Source organism: Sphingomonas psychrotolerans (genome assembly GCF_002796605.1).
Taxonomy (GTDB): domain Bacteria; phylum Pseudomonadota; class Alphaproteobacteria; order Sphingomonadales; family Sphingomonadaceae; genus Sphingomonas; species Sphingomonas psychrotolerans.
Map to the genome: position 1 here is coordinate 920,020 of NZ_CP024923.1, position 17,398 is coordinate 937,417.

Consider the following 17,398-nt stretch of genomic DNA (forward strand, 5'->3'; position numbering starts at 1 on the left):
AGGAAGGGGGTTAAAGCAAAGTGACAGGCGGCTCAATCGCTGACACCGCTTACCTGGATTGACGCCCTTTCGACGCGCTGCCTATGCCGACCCATTGATAACGCAACTCCGCCTCCGGGAAGGGGTTAGCGACTTTGGAGGTTGGATGTCGATCACGCGCACCCCGCGCGCCGGTCTCGATGCTCAGGGCATCGCGACCGGCGCTCAGCTATTCTGGAATCTGGAAACCGCGCCTTTGGTGGAGCATGCCGTGCGCCGTGGCGAAGGCAGGCTGGCCAAAGACGGACCTCTGGTGGTCACTACCGGCAGGCACACCGGCCGCTCTGCCAACGACAAGTTCATCGTCCGCGATGCGGAGACCGAGCGCAATGTCTGGTGGGGCAAGACCAACAAGCCGATGAGCCCGGAGCATTTCGCCGCGCTCGAGGCTGACTTTCTTGCCGAGCTGGCGCAGCGCGACATTCTTTTCGTCCAGGACCTCTATGGCGGTTCGCAGCCCGAACACCGCGTCAATGTGCGCGTGATCAACGAACTCGCGTGGCACAGCCTGTTCATCCGCACGATGCTGGTGCGGCCAGAGGCCAGCGAACTCGGCGGGTTCGCGCCCGAATACACCATCATCGACCTGCCGAGCTTTCGCGCCGACCCCGAGCGCCATGGCACGCGCAGCGAGACGGTGATTGCTGTCAATCTCACCGACAAGCTGATCCTGATCGGCGGCACGGCCTATGCCGGCGAGATGAAAAAGAGCGTGTTCGGATTGCTCAATTACCTGCTGCCGCCCAAGCGCGTAATGCCGATGCATTGCTCGGCCAATATCGGTCCTAACGGCGACACCGCCGTGTTCTTCGGCCTGTCAGGCACCGGCAAGACCACGCTCTCGGCCGACGCCAGCCGCACGCTGATCGGCGACGACGAGCATGGCTGGTCGGACACCGCGGTCTTCAATTTCGAAGGCGGCTGCTACGCCAAGATGATCCGGCTCTCGCCCGAGGCCGAGCCCGAGATCTTCGCAACGACGAAGCGCTTCGGCACGGTGCTCGAGAATGTCGTGATGGACAGCGAGACGCGCGGACTCGATCTGGACGATGCCGGCCTGGCGGAGAACAGCCGCGGCGCCTATCCGATCGACTTCATCCCAAATACTTCCGCACACAATCTTGGCCCGGTGCCGAGGAACATCATCTTCCTCACCGCCGACGCGTTCGGGATCATGCCGCCGATCGCCAGGCTGACCCCCGAGCAAGCGATGTATCACTTCCTCTCGGGCTACACCGCCAAGGTGGCGGGGACCGAGATCGGAGTGACCGAGCCCGAGGCGACCTTTTCGACCTGCTTCGGCGCCGCCTTCATGCCGCGCCACCCGTCAGAATATGGCAATCTGCTCAAGGAGCGCATCGCCAAAGGCGGCGTAGATTGCTGGCTGGTCAACACCGGCTGGGCAGGGGGCATGGCCACCGATCCCGGCATCAAGCGGATGCCGATCAAGCTGACCCGCGCGTTGCTCAACGCGGCGCTCGACGGCAGCCTGAGCGACGCCCAATACCGTATCGATCCGAATTTCGGGTTCAAGGTGCCGGTCACCGTGAATGGTGTGGACCCGTCGGTGCTCGACCCGCGCCAGAGCTGGGCCAACAAGGCGCAATATGACGCCACCGCGGCAAAGCTCGTCGATTTGTTCAACGAGAATTTCGCCCAGTTCGCCGATCATGTCGACGAAGGGGTGCGACAATCGGCGCCCCGCGCCCCGCTACCTGTCTGAATTGCCCCGGTCATCGATCGGGCGCTTGGGAACCCGATCGATGACCGACTTCTTGCCCCGCCCGTTCGTCTCCGACGCCGAGATCATCCATCTCGGTGAAGGGCTGCTCGCGTGCAGCCTCACGCGTGAGGAGTGGACCCACGAGGCGCACCTTGCCGCTTGCCTCTATCTGCTGACCGAGCGCCAGGATGTGGATATAGATGCCGAGATCGCCGGCATTATCTCACGCTTCAATGAGAGCCTCGGCGGGGTGAACGACGATGCGGGCGGTTACCACGATACCATTACCCGCGTTTACGTCGCCGGCGTCCGCCTGTTCTTGCGCACCCACGCGTCGGGAGGTCTCGCCGGGCGGGTCAACGCGCTGCTCGAGTCACGGATCGGCCGTCGCGACTGGCCGCTCGACTTCTATAGTCGCGAGTTGCTGTTCTCGGCACGGGCGCGGCGTGGCTTCGTACCGCCCGACCGTGCACCGTTGCCCGAGCCGTGCTAGGCCTGTGCCTCCGGTTCGGGCAACGCGTGGAGGCGAAGTATGAGCATTCTTGACGGCATTCTCGGCCAAATCACTCAGAACGTGGGCATTGCCAATCTGGCAAACAAGGTCGGACTCTCGCCCGAGCATGTCGAATCGGCGGTGCAGGCCCTCGCTAAATTTCATCCGATGGAAGGCGACACCGCCGAAGGCGCCGCTTCGGCGACCGGGCTGCCGGTAGACAAGATCCGTGAGATCATCGGCCATATTGGCGGCGAGGGCTCGCTCGGGCGCTTCTCGCAGCTTCTCGAGGGCGACGCGCTCGGCAAGCTTGGCGGGCTGGCTTCGGGGCTGTTCGGCAAAAATTGATCGTGCGACATGGTCGGGTGCCGCAGATTGTCGTCCAGCATCGCCGTTCTCCGATGCCATCGCCTCTATAAGAGAGATAAAGCGCAAAGTAGGGATATCCGGTGCAGTTCATTTCCATGAAGTCGATCAATGGCGAGCCGATCCTCGTCAATCTGGCGGCGGTGCGCACGGTCTCCTCGATCGACCTTGCCGGTATCGAGGTCGGCGTGCTCGGGTTCGACAAATCGCACGAAGTCGTCGTCGGCTCGACCGTCGCCGAAGTTCTGGAAGCGATCACGGCCGTCACCGGCGGCAAATGACGCGCATCGCCACGCGGTAAATGGAAAGTCCCCGGCAATGGCGGAAGGGGGCAGGACGGATCCGTACTAGGCCCTTTGGGCCGCAACGTGTCGATCGACAACGTGCCCGAGCACTGTCATCGGCACGTTGCCGCCGAGCACCAGTGCATCGTTGAACGCCTTGAAATCGTAGCGCTGCCCCAACGCCGCTTTGGCCCTGTCGCGCAGTCGGTTGATCTCGCTGTGCCCGACCTTGTAGCCGCAGGCTTGTCCCGGCCACGCGCAATAGCGGTCGACTTCGCCTGCGACTTCCTCTTCCGAAGAGCCATTGGCCCCGACGAACCAGTCGATCGCCTGTTTGCGGGTCCAGCGCTTGGCATGTAGCCCGGTATCCACCACCAACCGGCAGGCGCGGAAGCCGAGCGACTGGAGATAGCCGAGCTTCTCCGCCGGGTTATCGGCATAGACGCCGAGTTCGTCGGCGAGTTGCTCGGCGTAAAGCGCCCAGCCTTCGGAATAGGCGTTGAACTGGAGCAGGCTCCGGACAAGCGGCAGCTTGAAGGTGTATTCACCCTGCCAGACATGGCCAGGGATCGCCTCGTGATAGGCGAGGTCGGGCAGACTGAAGCGCGTGTGCAGGCTGGTCGTGCGCAGATTAATCCAGAACTTGCCGGGGATCGTGCCGTCGATCGAGCCTGGCCCGCCATAGGCGCCGGGAGCGCCCGGCTCCTCTTCCGGCGGCAAGCGACGAACCTCGACATTGCCTTTGACGAGTGTGTTGAACGCCTGCGGCATCCGTCCCCGGATGTCGGTGATGCGGGCGTTGAGGAACTTCAATATCTCGGCGCGGCCCGGATCGCCTTCGGGGAAAGTGAAGCGCGGATCCTTGGCCAATGCTTCCATCCGCCTACCGACGCTGCCTTGGCTGTAACCCTCCTTTTTGAGGATCGTGTCCATCTCCGCCTGGATCGTGCGGAGCTGGTCGAGGCCCATCTGGTGGACCTCCTCGGGGCTCATCCTCGTGGTGGTGCCGGCGCGCAGCGCCCAGGCGTAATAGGCCTCACCGTCCTTGAACTTCCACACACCGGCGTCCGAGGTTGCGCGTTTGCGGTGGCGCTCGAGCTCGGCGATCTGGCGGTCGAGCGCGGGCGCGATCTTGTCGTTCGCCAGCATCCATGCGCGGTTGCCGAAATCGCCTTCCATGCCGGCGCTGCGATTGGCGAGCGAAGTGACCACCCCCCAGCCGGCGGTGTTGCCGCCGCGCGCGCGCTTGAGCTGGGTCAGGTTCTTGTCCAGCAGGAAATCGGGTGCGATGACTCCGTTCGCCCCGGCGACCTTGAGCCGTTCGGTCTCGCCGTCGAGCATTTCGGCGTAGGATTCGAGCCGGTCGAGATACGCCTCGGCATCCTCGCGGGTGTTCACCTGGTGATCGGTGTCGAGCATGCGCGGTACGTCGATCCACGCGCCGACATTCTGCGCGACGACATAAGGCGTATTTCGCCAGCTGCCCACCGCCACGTCGCCATAAGCGAAGGCGAAGCCTTCGAGCGCGTTGCCGTACGAGGCCTGCACTACTTCGACATTGGTGCGCATCACCGGGCTGAGCGCCGCGGCATCGAGCTTGCCGAGATCGGCGAGCGTCTGCCGCAGATGCGCGGCGATCCGGCGCTGTCCGTCGGGCGACCGATCGGCGAGCTGGTGCTTGAGCTGCGCGCGCTTGTCCTTGTCGATGCCGAGCGATGTAGCGGTCTCGGGATAGAGTGTGAGGAAAGTCTCGGCGGTGCGGGCGAGCAGGGCTTCGGCGCGCGCGTCGCCGTCGGCGAGGAACGCGCTCGCCGCGCGCGGCAATGTGGCGGCGGCAAGGGTGCCGGCGGTGCCGAGCAGCAGCTGGCGACGGGTGGTACGCATGGTCACTCCTTGAAATCAGGCGATCACGGGTTCGACGTTGAGCCATGTTCCCGTCGCGCCGATGATCCGCACATGGGTGCCGACCGGGGCGTCTGGTCCGGAGGCGAGCCACTCGCCGTCGCCGACGCGGACCTTGCCCTTGCCCGCCGCGATCGGCTCGACCACCGTCACCACTTCGCCGATCAGTCGGGCGACCCGGTCGTTGAGCAAAGGATCGGCGCTCGGCACTGGATTGTTGATGTACCAGCGACGCCCGATCGCGACCGCCGCCGATGCGGCGACAACGAACACTGCGACCTGGAACGGCAGTGCGAAACCGGGGATGATCAGCGTCACGACGCCGGTCACCGCTGCCCCCGCTGCGACGAAGACGAGGAAGATGCCTGGCACCAGCAATTCGGTGATGGCGAGCACCGCCGCGAGGATCAGCCACGACAGCCCGGGTGTGGCGAGCAGCGTGTTCATCGTTCAGCTCTCCTGTGTGCCGAAGGGCGTCGGTCGCGCGCGCGTCGGGGCGGGCGGCGCCGGAGGCTTGGGGCCGCCGCCGCCGATCGCTTCGCGCGCCAGTTCGCCGATTCCGCCCAGCGTACCCATCAGCTGGGTCGCCTCGACCGGGAACAGGATGGTCTTGGCGTTGGGCGAAGTCGCGAACTTTCCGATCGCCTCGACATATTTCTGGGCGATGAAATAGTTGATCGCCTGGGTGCTGCCGCTCTCGATCGCATCGGAGACCATGCGCGTTGCCGAGGCCTCTGCCTCTGCCGAACGCTCCCGCGCCTCGGCGTCGCGGAAGGCGGCTTCGCGGCGGCCCTCGGCTTCGAGGATCTGCGACTGCTTCTGGCCCTCGGCGCGGAGGATCTCGGAAGCGCGCATGCCCTCGGCCTCAAGGATGTTGGCGCGCTTCTCGCGCTCGGCTTTCATCTGGCGGCCCATTGCGTTGACGATGTCGGCGGGCGGGCGGATGTCCTTGATCTCGACGCGGGTGATCTTGACGCCCCAGGGGGTGGTCGCGTGATCGACCACGTTGAGCAAGCGCGCGTTGATCTCGTCGCGCTTCGACAGCGTCTCGTCGAGATCCATCGAGCCCATCACGGTGCGCAGGTTCGTCGTGGTCAGCTGGAGCAAGGCGACATAGAGATCCGACACCTCATAGGCGGCCTTGGCGGCATCGAGGACCTGGAAGAAAACGACCCCGTCGGTCGAGATCATCGCATTGTCCTTGGTGATGATTTCCTGCCCCGGAATGTCGATCACCTGCTCCATCATGTTCACCTTGCGGCCGACGCGATAGAAGAAGGCAGGGTAGAAATTGAGCCCGGGGGAGGCGACCGCGGTGAAGCGCCCGAAATATTCTATCGTATATTGATAGCCTTGGGTGACGATCTTCACACTGGAGAAGAGGTAGAGCAGCACCACCGCCACCATCACGACGAGAAATACGTTCAGCATATCCATTCCCCCGACTCCCCTCGCATTTCCTCCGCCTTGCTAGCATAGAGTCGGGCCATGACCACAGCCCGACTGGCGCCCCGCACTGCGCTGTTCCTTCCGGCCTCCAATCCGCGCGCGATCGCCAAGGCGCGCGGGCTCGACGCCGACATGGTGATCCTCGATCTGGAGGATGCCGTGCGCGACGATGCCAAGGCCGAAGCGCGAGCGGCGGCAGTGGCGGCGGTTGCCGAAGGGTTCGGGCATCGCCTGTGCGCGATCCGGATAAACGGCATCGAATCGGCCGAGCATGCCGCCGATCTCGACGCCGTGGCGGCATCCGTATGCGATTTCGTCGTCGTGCCCAAGGTCGAGACGGTGGCGGATGCAGCGGCGATCGCCGAGGCTGTCGGCAAGCCGCTGCTCGCGATGATAGAGACTCCGCTCGGGGTGCTCGCGGCGGCCGATATCGCGGCGGTACCGGGCGTTGGGGGGCTCGTCGCCGGAGTGAACGATCTGCGTGCGACGCTCGGCATTCCTGCCGGTGCCGGGCGCGAGGGATTGATATTGTCGCTCCAGACGATCGTGCTGGCGGCGCGGGCGAGCGCGGTCTGGGCGATCGACGGGGTGTTCAACGCGCTCGACGATGCCGAGGGGCTTGGCGCGGAGTGCCGCTACGGACGTGTGCTCGGCTTCGACGGCAAGTCGCTGATCCATCCGAACCAGATCCCTGTAGCGGCGCAGGCATTCGGACCCGGCGAAGCCGAGCTTGCCGAAGCACGGGCGCTGATCGCGGCCGCGACCGGCGGCGCCGAGCGGTTCGGCGATCGGATGATCGAGGCGATGCATGTCGCACAGGCGCGCGCGCTGATCGAGCGGCACCGCGGCTAAGCTCCGGGATTTCCCTGCGATGTCGCCGGGGGCTGGCAAGGCTATGCGCCGCCGCCAACACGGTTCTGCAGGGTGAGACCATGTCCGAACTTCATGATCTGCACGCCCAGCTGCTGCAAATGCTGGACGAACTCGAGGAACTGACGGCGCAACCCGCTCCGGACGAGGCGGCGTTGGCGAGCCTGCGCTATCGGCTGACGCGAACCAGCAGCGCGCGGCGCAGGCTGATCGACTCGCTCTGCATCGAGCTCAGGCCGACGCTGCTCGCGAGCGAAGTCGCGCCGCTCGATGTGCTCCACGGCAGCAACACTGCCGCCATGACGGCGTCGTCCGAGCATATCAGCATCTGGAGCCTGCGGGAGATCGTGAAGAACTGGCCGGGCTATTGCCAGGCTTCGCTCGCGCTGCGCCGTTCGATGCGAGCGCAGATCGAAGCCGAGAGGGCCGTGCTCTATCCGCATCTGCAGGACGGCAGTTAACGCAGACCCGGCACTAGCGGTTTGCGCTGGGCGCGGTTACATGGGCCGCCAACCTCCGACTCAGGACACTGGCGCACCCCATGGATATCCCCCTCGGCCTGACCTTCGACGACGTCCTTCTGTATCCGGGCGAGTCCGAGGTGCTGCCGAGCATGGCCGACACCCGCACTTATGTGACGCGTGGGCTCGCGCTCAACATCCCCATCCTCTCCTCTGCGATGGACACGGTGACCGAGGCCGACATGGCGATCGTCATGGCGCAATTGGGCGGGATCGGGGTGCTCCACCGCAATCTAGACGTGGAAGAGCAGGTCGAGGCGCTTCGCGCGGTCAAGCGCTACGAGAGCGGGATGGTGGTCAATCCGATCACCATAGCGCCCGACGGCACGCTGGCCGAGGCGCGCTTGCTGATGCAACGGCACAAGATCAGCGGCATTCCGGTGGTCGAGGCGGGCGGCAAGCTCGCCGGGATCCTCACCAATCGCGACGTGCGTTTCGCCGAGAATCCGAACCAGCCGGTTTCCGAGTTGATGACCCGCGAGAACCTCGCCACCGTCGCCGCCGGCGTCGGCAAGGAAGAGGCGCGGCGGCTGCTCCACCAGCGCCGCATCGAGAAGCTGCTGGTGGTCGACAACGACTATCGCTGCGTCGGACTGATCACGGTCAAGGACATCGAGAAGGCAGTCAATTTCCCCAACGCGACCAAGGACCCCAGCGGGCGCCTTTGCGTCGCCGCGGCCACGACGGTGGGCGACAAGGGTTTTGCGCGCACCGAGGCGTTGGTCGACGCCGAAGTCGATCTCATCGTCATCGATACCGCGCATGGGCACAACAAGGAGGTCGCCGGCGCGGTCGAGCGAGTGAAGAAGCTCTCCAATCGCGTGCAGGTTGTTGCCGGCAATATCGCCACTGCCGAGGCCGCGAAGGCGCTGATCGACGCAGGCGCGGACGGTCTCAAGGTCGGCATCGGCCCGGGCTCGATCTGCACCACCCGCGTCGTGGCCGGCGTCGGCGTGCCCCAGCTCACGGCGATCATGGACGCGGCGGGCGAAGCGGCAAAATCCGGCGTGCCGGTGATCGCCGATGGCGGCCTGCGCACCTCGGGCGACCTCGCCAAGGCGATCGCTGCGGGCGCGTCGTCTTGCATGATCGGATCGCTGCTCGCCGGCACCGAGGAAGCGCCTGGCGAAACCTTCCTCTATCAGGGCCGCGCCTACAAATCCTATCGGGGCATGGGGTCGGTCGGCGCGATGGCGCGTGGTTCGGCCGATCGCTATTTCCAGCAGGACATCAAGGACCAGCTCAAGCTGGTTCCCGAGGGGATCGAGGGCCAGGTCCCCTTCAAGGGTACCGCGCGCGACGTCGTCCACCAGTTGGTCGGCGGCGTGAAGGCGGCGATGGGCTATGTCGGTGCGCCTACGATCGCCGAGTTCCAGGAGAAGGCGAAGTTCGTGCGGATCACCGGCGCGGGCCTTCGCGAGAGCCACGTCCACGATGTAACGATCACCCGAGAGGCACCCAATTATCCGACGCGCTGAACCAGACCCATGCCGTTTCGGCTTCCAATGTAGGATTTCTTCTGCTTCGGTTCCGCGATGCGCTGCGCGGCACATTTCGGCCTGCTTCTCGAGTGCGCGATGATCTGCGATCCAAAGTTTACGAATGAACCGCGTCTCCCGCAACTTTGGGATGCTCGCCGATGACTCCCGCTGCCCGAACGCAGGCGGCGATCGAGTTGCTCGACCGGATCATCGCGGCGGCCCGCGATCAGGGCGCCGCGGCCGACACGCTGATTGCGCGCTGGTTCGCCGAGCGCCGTTACGCCGGCTCGAAGGATCGCCGGGCGGTGCGCGAACTGGTCTATGATGCCATCCGTCTGTGTGGCGAGCGGCCCGAGAGCGGTCGTGCGGCGATGCTGGCGCTGGTGAAGCAGCAGCCCGACATCGCGGACACGTTCGATGGATCGCCTTATGGCCCCGCGTCGATCGCGCCCGACGAGGCGACCGCGACCGCTGGCCATGCTCCGGGCTGGCTGATCAAGAAGCTGCGGGCGTCCGACATCGGCATCGATGAGCAGGCCGCTTTGCTGGGGCGGGCGCCGCTCGACATCCGCGTCAACCGGCTCAAGGCGACGCGGGACGAGATCGAGTCCGAACTGCCCGGCGCCGAGCCGCTTGCCTTCGCGCCCGACGCGTTGCGTTTGCCGCACGACACCAAGGTCGATCAGCTTCCCGCGCACGCCGCGGGTCTGCTCGAAGTGCAGGATTCCGGCAGCCAATTGGTCACGCTCGCGGCGGGCGCGCGGGCAGGGCAACATGTCGTCGACCTCTGCGCAGGTGGCGGCGGCAAAACGCTTGCGCTGGCTGCGTTGATGGCGAATCAGGGCAGTATCCTCGCCTGCGATATCGATCGCGGCCGTCTTCAGCGACTTCCCGATCGCGCTGCCCGGGCAGGCGTCACGATCGCCGAGACCCGGCTGCTCAACCCCAATCGCGAGGCCGAGCAACTCGGCGATCAGGAGGCGCGTGCCGATGTGGTGTTCGTCGATGCGCCTTGCTCCGGCACCGGCACCTGGCGGCGAAACCCCGAAGCGCGCTGGCGGTTGAGCCATCAGCGGCTCGACAAATTGGTTGCGACCCAGCGCCACATCATGGGGCTCGCCGCCCATCTGGTGCGACCGGGTGGGGCTTTGGTCTATGTCGTCTGCTCGGTGCTCGACGACGAAGGGGCGGGGCAGGTGGCCGCGTTCCTCAATGCCTTTCCCGGCTGGACCGCGGAGACACCGGCGCCGGGGGCGGGCCGGCCGCGCGGTGCTGGACTCCGGCTCACGCCGCTGGCGGATTCGACCGACGGCTTTTTTGTCGCGAAGATAATGCGGCCATGGTAGCGCTACGCGCCTCAGTTTCGGAGATTTTGATGCGGATCACTGCGATTTCGGCTGCCGCCGCGCTGATGGTGCTTTCGGTTTCGACCTCGCTGATGGCGCAGCGCCCCGACGATCAGATCGAGCCCAGGTCGCTCGCGCTGCTTCAGGAAGGCCGTACGGCAAAGGCGGCCGGCAACCTCGATGGCGCGCAGGACGCACTGGAGAGCGCGCTCGCGGTCGATCCGCGCAACCGTGAGGCTTTCCTCGTCCTCGCCGATATCGCGCGGGCGCGCGGACTGCCCGGCAAGGCGATCCGCTTCTACAGCGAGGCGTTGGCGCTCGAGCCCAACGACCTTTCGGCGCTCCGCGGGCAGGGCGAGGCGCTGGTCGCCAAGGGCGCGACAGTAAAGGCCAAGGAAAATCTGGCGAAGATCAAGGCGGCCTGTGGCGGCGAGTGCAACGATGCGACTGTCCTTGCCGCGTCGATCGCCAAGGGCCCTCCGGTGACTGCGACGGCGCAGGCCGAGCCGGCCAGGCCGACGCCCGCCAAACCCTAACTCAGCGCGCGAGCGAGCGCGACATATTCGGCGACCGAGACGGTCTCGGCGCGACGGCTCGAATCGATGCCGAGCTGTTCCAACGCGGCGAGCGCGCCGGGAACCCCCTTCAGGCTCTGCCGCAGCATCTTGCGCCGCTGTCCGAACGCCGCGCCGGTCAGCGTCTCGAGCACCGCCAGCCGCACGCCTTCGGGCGCCTCGGCCGGAACGATGTGGACCACCGCGGACGTCACTTTGGGGGGCGGCGTGAAGGCCGAGCGGTGGACCGTCATTGCGATCCGCGGCGTGGAGCGCCACTGCGCCAGCACCGCCAGCCGGCCATAGGCTTCGGATCCCGCCGGCGCGACGATGCGTTCGGCGACTTCCTTCTGGAACATCAGGGTGAGGCTTGCCCACCACGGCTCCCAGCTTGCCGAGAGCCAGCCGACCAGCAGCGCGGTGCCGACATTGTAAGGCAGATTGGCGACGATGTGCGGCTTTCCCGCGAATAGCGCCGGTGCGTCGACTTGGAGCGCATCGCCCTCGATCACCGTAAGCTTGCCGGAAAAGAAATCGCCTAGTTCGGCGAGCGCGGGAATGCAGCGCCGGTCGCGCTCCACGGCAGTGACCGACGCTCCCCTTTCGAGCAATGCCCGGGTGAGCCCGCCGGGGCCTGGCCCCACTTCGAACACCTCGGCGCCCGCGAGATCGCCGGGAACGCGGGCGATGCGGGCAAGCAATTGATGGTCGAAGAGGAAGTTCTGCCCCAGTGCCTTGCTCGCGCTGAGACCGTGTCTGCGAATGACGTCGCGGAGCGGTGGCAGTTCGGTCACTGGTTCAGTGCGACCGCTTCTGCCCGGCGCTCTGCCTGCGCCGCGGCCATGCGGATCGCGGCGATCATCGCGCCAGGATTGGCTTGGTCGCGGCCGGCAATGCCGAACGCGGTACCGTGATCGGGCGAGGTTCGGACGATCGGCAGGCCGAGCGTGGTATTGACGCCATCGTCGAAGTGTAGCGTCTTGATCGGGATCAGCGCCTGATCATGATAGAGACAGAGCGCCGCGTCATAGCCGGCGCGAGCACGCGCATGAAACATCGTGTCGGCGGCAAATGGACCCACCGCGTCGATACCCTCTGCGCGAAGCTGATCGATCGCCGGCATGAGGATGTCGATCTCCTCGCGCCCGATCGCGCCGCTCTCTCCGGCGTGCGGGTTGAGGCCGGCGAAGGCGAGACGGGGCTTCTCGATCCCGAAATTGCGATGCAAGCCTCGCGCTGTCACCCGCGCCTTGGCGACGATCAGCTCTTGCGAGATCAGCGCAGGCACCTCGGCGAGCGCGACATGGACCGTGATCGGCACCACGCGCAGCGTCGGTCCGGCCAGCATCATCACGGTATTCTCGCTGGCGACGCCGCAGCGTTCGGCGACGAACTCGGTCTGCCCGGGGTAAGTGAAGCCGATGCGGTAAAGCTGCGCCTTGGAAACCGGGCCCGTAACGAGCGCGCTTGCCGTGCCCGAGCGCGTCAGCCCTGAAGCCACCTCTAGCGATTGGAGGGCGCAGCGGGCGCTCTCCACGTCAGGGGAGCCAGGAACCACTTCCAGATTATCGCCGATAACCAGGATGGGAAGCGCATCGCCGAAGACGGCCGCGGCCTCGTCCGGGTTGCCTATCCGCACGATCGGACCGTCCCAGATCTTCTCGATCGAGCGCGGATCGCCGACCGCGAAGAACGGTGGCAGCGAATGCAACGCGCGCGCACTCCATGCTTTGACCGTGATCTCGGGCCCGATTCCGGCCGGGTCGCCCATCGCGACGGCGAGCGGAGTCGGCATCCGCCCGATGCTCACTTCAACGATATTCGACCAGCGCGTCGCGGCGCAGATCGCGCAGCATGCGCTGGGCGCGCAAATTGGTGCGTTCCTCTTCGAGCTTTTCCTGAACCTGCTCGACCGAAGGCTCATACGCCTCCTTGGGATCGTCGCGACCACACAGGACCAGCACGCGAACGCCGTCCTCGACCGACCCGAACGGCTGGGTCACCTGGCCGACCTGGAGGGGCATGATCATGTTCTGGAGTGCGGGCGGGAGCTCCTTGATCGTGATTCCATCACGATCGACGACGTCGGCGCTCTGCGCCTTCGCTACGTTGGCAACGTCGCCGCAACCCTTGATCGCCCGTGTCGCCGTGGCGAATTCACCCGCACGCGCAGTCGCCTGTGCTTCGGTGGTGCCCTTGGGGAAGTTGATCGCGACCTGGCGCAGGCTGAGCTTGGCATCGCGCGAATCGGCGGTCAGCACCTTGCGCTTCTCGGCAAGGTACAGGATCGAAAAGCCGGTGGACAGCTGGACCGGGCCTGCGACCTGACCAGGCTGCATCTCCTGCGCGGCTTGAGCGAGCTGGTCGGGGAGCATCGAAGGACGGACCCAGCCGAGGTCGCCGCCGACGGACTTGGTAGAAGCTTCCGAATAGGTCTTGGCGAGGTAATCGAATGGCGCGCCTTCGCGCATTTGCTGGATCATGCGCTGCATGGCGGCGTGCACTTCCTGCGCGCGGTCCGGCGTGGCGTTCATGTAGATTTCGTAGACGTGATATTCGTCGCTGCCCTTGGCCGCTTTCATCCGCTCGATCATCGCCTTCACTTCGGCTTCACCGACGTTGATGTTGACGCGGCGGCGCAGCAGACGGTTCCAGGCGAGATCCGCCTCGATCTGGCGACGGATGGTGCGCTCGGACGCGCCGACTTCCTTCAGCCAGCCGCGCATCTGCTCCGGTGTGCGTTGGAAATTCTTCGAGACGCGCGCGAAGCTTTGTTCGATCTCCTTGGGATCGACGGTGATCTCGTTGGCCTTGGCCTCCTGGATCTGGAGCGCCTCGTCGATCAGCTGGCGCAGCATCTGCACGCGCAATTGATCGCGCTCTTCCGGCTTGAGGTTGAGCTTGCTGATCGCCACGACCATCGCGACGCGCTGGTCGACGTCGGTTCCGGTGATCACCGTGTCGTTGACGATCGCGGTCGGCTTGCGGACATTCGGGTCGCCCTTGCCGAAGAGCTGAAAATTGGCGGGAAGATTGAGTCCAGTGTTTGGCACCTGCTGCTGATCAGGAACGGTCTGCGCGATCGCGATCGACGCGACGCCGGCCAAGCCGAACGTCAGAATAGTCTTGCGGCCGAAGCGAGCCGCCTTTGCAACACCAATGTTCACGTGGAGCCGTACCCTCATCCATCCCGGGAGATCGTGGCGCATACTCGCCAATTGTGCCTGAACCAAGGCTTGACGGGATTCGGATCACGCCCCGTCGGGCGTTACGCTAGCGCCCCAGATTCTTGAAAGCCAGAGTCAAAAGATAGCTGCTACCGCGCTGCGCGTCGCCGGTGGTCTCATAATAGCGCCGCCAGGTGACGCCGAGGCGCAGGCAGTCGTCCTCATAGGTCACCCCAAGACGGTGGCGGACCGGTTCGAACCCGTCGGACTGGGACAGCACGTCCTCGTCGCGATCGGTGAGATCGACGAGAGTTGCCCCCGAAACCGACCAGAATCGTGCAATTTGCACGCGGGCGCCGATCCGCGCCTCCTCGCGATCCTGCAAATCCTCGAGCGATGGGCCGATATTGCGATTGAGGCGGAGATAGCCGAGCTGGAGATAGGTGCTGCGCGAGCCGACCGTCGCGTCGATCTCGTTGCGGCGAAAAGCGAGGCCGTCCTTGTCGAGCCGGTAGCGATGGGTGAAGCTGACGAAATCGCGGAAGCGCACGACAGTGCGGCCGACGATGTCGGATACCCGACCGGTGAGACCGGTGCCCTCGGGGAAGATCGTCGGACGCGAGGAAAGACGATAGCTCTGGCCGACATTGGCGTCGACGCTGAAGCCCGGCAGGTACAGCGAGTAATCCACGCCCCAGGTGAAGCGGGTCGAATCCTCGAATCGATCATAGCCGGGGAAGCGATTGAGCGCGAACAGGTTCGAATCCTCGAGGTCGACGGCGCGGGCGTCCTCATTGGGGACTGCGAGGTTCTCGAGCCGGGGCGCGGCGACGATCTGGACCCGGGGAGTGATGCGCTGGCTGCCGCCGAACAATTCGCCGACCAGCGGCCATTTCACGTCGACCGCCGCGGCCGCGATGCCGCGGAACCGGAAGCCCTCGTCCCCGCGATAGCTGGCGACGGTGGTCGAGAGCGTATCGTTGGTGTTGTACGCGTCTGCCCGGGCATAGGCCGTGAAAGTGACTTCCTGCCCCCAATTGGTGAGCTTGCGCAGGTCCCAGCGCGCGCTGGTAAAGGCACGTTGCGAATCCTGGCCCTCGGAGCGGGCGAGTGCGAGCGTGTTGAGCTGGAACTCGAAGCGTCCGCCGAGCATCCCGTCGTCCATCCGCCGGCGATAGTCGAGCTCGGGAAGGACGAAGGGCTGGAGACCCTGGCGCTCGCCGGCGCGCAGCGTCTGCACGCCCCAGGCGTTGATCGAGAAATAGCTGTCCTGGTCGATCCGCTCGACCCGGATATTGTTGCGCAGCCGATCGTCGCGCGAGATGTCGTAGCGACGCAGGAAGGTGCGATCGGTGGCGAGCCGAAGCGAGGTGCTGGCGCTCCATTCGGGGGAGAGCTGGAAGCGGCCGACCGCGTCGAGATAGCCGCGGAAGTCGTTGCTGGAGGTTGCCGGAGTGACTGGCACGGTCAAGTCGTCGGCGCGGCGGCTATAGGTGCCGTATGCGGTGACGCGGTACGCCCCGAAGCTCTCGAGCGCGCGATATTCGCCCTGCAGCATCGGCAGCGTATCGGTGAACACGCGCGGAGTGAGGGTAAGGTCGCGATTGGGCGCGAGGCTGAAGAAATAAGGCAAAGCGATCTGGAAGCCGTTGGTGCGGTCGTAGCGCAGATCGGGGGTGAGGAAGCCGTCGTCGCTGGTGCCGCCCACCGGATGCGAGAAAGCGGGCAACGGCACCGAAGCGAAGCCGAATACCGAAATGCGCGCGCCGGTATACCGGATCCGCTTCTTGCCCGGGTCATAGACCACGCGGCGCGCAGTGATCTTCCACGAAGGCTCTTTCGGGCAACCCTCCGAATCGGTCACCGCGCACGGCGTGTAGGCGGCGTTCTCCACCGTGATGATGCCGTTGTCGCGGCGGCCACGCTGGGCGGCGATGCGGCCGCCGGCTTCGAGCACGACGAGCATATTCTCTACCGCGCCGTCCTTCAGCGTATCGGTCAGCTCGATGCGATCGCCATAGGCTGCGTCGCCTTCGGGGTTGACGATGACGATATTGCCCTCGGCGACGACCTTGCCGGTCTTGCGATTCCAGACGATCCGGTCGGCGCGCAGGCGATCGCTGCGGCGGTTGAGGCGCACCTCGCCCGCCGCGGTAACCACATCGTTCTCGTAATCATAATCGAGCTGGTCGGCAGTGAACTGGACCTCGTCGGGATTGGTGGACGCGGCCTCGGTCGAGGGCGGCGGGGGCGTGGTCCCGCGATCCTGCAGATCGGCGCTGGGTACCGGCGGGGTCTGGAGCAGATCCGGCTGGCGCGTCGGCGCCTCGCGCGGATCGGCAGTCTCCTGCGCCCGCGCCTGTGCCGCGAGACACAGACCGAGCGCGGCCGACAGCAGCAAGAGCTGGCGCGTAACGACGATTCCCACCTTTGACTTCACTCCCGGGCACGCGGCACCGCCCGCCCTATCGCAGCGGTTGCGGCATCGCAACGTCGCGTGCGTTGGCCCGAACGCACGGAGGCGCTATCAGGAGCCATGCAAGTCGACTTCTACCATCTCACCCAGGTCCCGCTCGAACGCGCGCTGCCGCAAATCGCCGAGAAGGTGCTCGCCACCGGCGGGCGGCTGATGATCGTGGCGGGCGATGCGGCCCAGCGGGCGAAGCTGGACCAATTGCTCTGGGCCTATGCACCCGAGAGCTTCCTGCCGCACGGCCAGGCCGGCAGCGAGGACGATGCGCGCCAGCCCGCGCTGATCGCTGCGACGCCCGAGGCCGCCAACGGCGCGCGGCACATCGCCTTGGTCGACGGGATCTGGCGCGACGAGGCCTTGAGGTTCGATCGGGTCTTTCACTTCTTCGACGAGGCGCGGATCGGCGAGGCGCGGGCTGCGTGGAAAGGACTCGCCGATCGCGAAGGGGTGGAACGGAATTATTGGAAACAAAATGACGCCGGGCGCTGGGAAAAAGCGGCCTGATTTTCCGCGTTCGCAAGGAGAACGCGGAACGCATTCGCGGTTTTTTTTCGTGAATCGCGGCGGTTTGTTGCGATTCGCACTCGGGAAAGGGGAACAAGGGCGACGCCGAAGTTGACACAGACCGACTCTCGCATGTCCGCGTTCGAGGGCTTGGATTTGACAATGGCAAAGAGCGGCCTTGGTCGGACGTTGGAACATTAGCAGAACATCGACGTGTAGGAAAGCG

At 65.5% G+C, this 17,398-nt stretch carries 17 protein-coding genes; 10 read left to right on the top strand and 7 right to left on the bottom strand.

Going from position 1 to position 17,398, the window contains the following annotated elements:
• The first annotated feature begins 145 nt into the window (after positions 1 to 145).
• The 4 genes from CVN68_RS03995 (at position 146) to CVN68_RS04010 (ending at position 2,902) form a co-directional block, all read left to right on the top strand.
• Complete coding sequence (locus tag CVN68_RS03995; protein ID WP_100281056.1) at positions 146 to 1,762, top strand: phosphoenolpyruvate carboxykinase; 1,617 nt, start codon at positions 146 to 148, stop codon at positions 1,760 to 1,762.
• A gap of 40 nt (positions 1,763 to 1,802) precedes the next feature.
• The gene (locus CVN68_RS04000; RefSeq protein ID WP_100281057.1) at positions 1,803 to 2,255 is read left to right on the top strand and encodes a hypothetical protein; all 453 of its coding nucleotides are present in this window, start codon (positions 1,803 to 1,805) and stop codon (positions 2,253 to 2,255) included.
• A 39-nt stretch (positions 2,256 to 2,294) separates the two neighbouring features.
• Complete coding sequence (locus tag CVN68_RS04005; protein ID WP_100281058.1) at positions 2,295 to 2,603, top strand: hypothetical protein; 309 nt, start codon at positions 2,295 to 2,297, stop codon at positions 2,601 to 2,603.
• A gap of 101 nt (positions 2,604 to 2,704) precedes the next feature.
• Positions 2,705 to 2,902, top strand: a complete 198-nt coding sequence (locus CVN68_RS04010) for a hypothetical protein (protein ID WP_233503574.1) — start codon at positions 2,705 to 2,707, stop codon at positions 2,900 to 2,902.
• A 66-nt stretch (positions 2,903 to 2,968) separates the two neighbouring features.
• Here the strand turns inward: CVN68_RS04010 and CVN68_RS04015 are convergent, their stop codons facing one another.
• From CVN68_RS04015 to CVN68_RS04025, 3 genes are read right to left on the bottom strand one after another with little or no spacing between them, the layout of a single operon-like run.
• Positions 2,969 to 4,789, bottom strand: a complete 1,821-nt coding sequence (locus CVN68_RS04015) for a DUF885 domain-containing protein (RefSeq protein ID WP_100281060.1) — start codon at positions 4,787 to 4,789, stop codon at positions 2,969 to 2,971.
• 15 nt (positions 4,790 to 4,804) lie between these two features.
• A complete protein-coding gene (locus CVN68_RS04020; RefSeq protein WP_100281061.1) occupies positions 4,805 to 5,254 on the bottom strand; it encodes an NfeD family protein in 450 nt (149 codons plus the stop codon).
• Positions 5,255 to 5,257: 3 nt separating this feature from the next.
• Entirely contained in the window at positions 5,258 to 6,238 is a 981-nt protein-coding gene (locus CVN68_RS04025; protein WP_100284194.1) for an SPFH domain-containing protein, read from the bottom strand.
• A 57-nt stretch (positions 6,239 to 6,295) separates the two neighbouring features.
• Here CVN68_RS04025 and CVN68_RS04030 point away from each other — a divergent pair, with 57 nt between their 5' ends.
• The 5 genes from CVN68_RS04030 to CVN68_RS04050 all read left to right on the top strand — a co-directional run bounded on the left by CVN68_RS04030 (position 6,296) and on the right by CVN68_RS04050 (position 11,010).
• A complete protein-coding gene (locus tag CVN68_RS04030) occupies positions 6,296 to 7,108 on the top strand; it encodes an HpcH/HpaI aldolase/citrate lyase family protein (protein ID WP_100281062.1) in 813 nt (270 codons plus the stop codon).
• A gap of 80 nt (positions 7,109 to 7,188) precedes the next feature.
• Positions 7,189 to 7,587: a hypothetical protein gene (locus CVN68_RS04035; RefSeq protein WP_100281063.1), complete on the top strand. Its 399-nt coding sequence runs from the start codon at positions 7,189 to 7,191 to the stop codon at positions 7,585 to 7,587.
• Positions 7,588 to 7,667: 80 nt separating this feature from the next.
• Complete coding sequence (gene guaB, locus CVN68_RS04040) at positions 7,668 to 9,125, top strand: IMP dehydrogenase (RefSeq protein WP_100281064.1); 1,458 nt, start codon at positions 7,668 to 7,670, stop codon at positions 9,123 to 9,125.
• A 161-nt stretch (positions 9,126 to 9,286) separates the two neighbouring features.
• Positions 9,287 to 10,474, top strand: a complete 1,188-nt coding sequence (locus CVN68_RS04045; protein ID WP_100281065.1) for an RsmB/NOP family class I SAM-dependent RNA methyltransferase — start codon at positions 9,287 to 9,289, stop codon at positions 10,472 to 10,474.
• A gap of 29 nt (positions 10,475 to 10,503) precedes the next feature.
• Positions 10,504 to 11,010 carry a tetratricopeptide repeat protein gene (locus CVN68_RS04050; RefSeq protein ID WP_100281066.1) on the top strand — a complete coding sequence of 169 codons (507 nt, stop codon included), beginning with the start codon at positions 10,504 to 10,506 and terminating at the stop codon, positions 11,008 to 11,010.
• On the opposite strand, the gene rsmA is transcribed toward CVN68_RS04050, so the two are convergent.
• The 4 genes from rsmA to CVN68_RS04070 all read right to left on the bottom strand — a co-directional run bounded on the left by rsmA (position 11,007) and on the right by CVN68_RS04070 (position 16,623).
• Entirely contained in the window at positions 11,007 to 11,822 is an 816-nt protein-coding gene (gene rsmA / locus CVN68_RS04055; protein ID WP_100281067.1) for a 16S rRNA (adenine(1518)-N(6)/adenine(1519)-N(6))-dimethyltransferase RsmA, read from the bottom strand. The genes CVN68_RS04050 and rsmA overlap by 4 nt on opposite strands.
• The gene (gene pdxA, locus CVN68_RS04060) at positions 11,819 to 12,823 is read right to left on the bottom strand and encodes a 4-hydroxythreonine-4-phosphate dehydrogenase PdxA (RefSeq protein ID WP_100284195.1); all 1,005 of its coding nucleotides are present in this window, start codon (positions 12,821 to 12,823) and stop codon (positions 11,819 to 11,821) included. The genes rsmA and pdxA overlap by 4 nt, the downstream gene beginning before the upstream one ends.
• Positions 12,824 to 12,839: 16 nt before the next feature.
• Positions 12,840 to 14,237 carry a peptidylprolyl isomerase gene (locus CVN68_RS04065; RefSeq protein WP_407695532.1) on the bottom strand — a complete coding sequence of 466 codons (1,398 nt, stop codon included), beginning with the start codon at positions 14,235 to 14,237 and terminating at the stop codon, positions 12,840 to 12,842.
• Positions 14,238 to 14,301: 64 nt separating this feature from the next.
• Positions 14,302 to 16,623, bottom strand: coding sequence for an LPS-assembly protein LptD (locus tag CVN68_RS04070; protein WP_233503576.1), 2,322 nt, complete (start codon positions 16,621 to 16,623; stop codon positions 14,302 to 14,304).
• Between the two features lie 108 nt (positions 16,624 to 16,731).
• On the opposite strand from CVN68_RS04070, the gene CVN68_RS04075 reads away from it, so the two are divergent.
• The gene (locus CVN68_RS04075) at positions 16,732 to 17,172 is read left to right on the top strand and encodes a DNA polymerase III subunit chi (RefSeq protein ID WP_100281069.1); all 441 of its coding nucleotides are present in this window, start codon (positions 16,732 to 16,734) and stop codon (positions 17,170 to 17,172) included.
• Positions 17,173 to 17,398 lie beyond the last annotated feature (226 nt).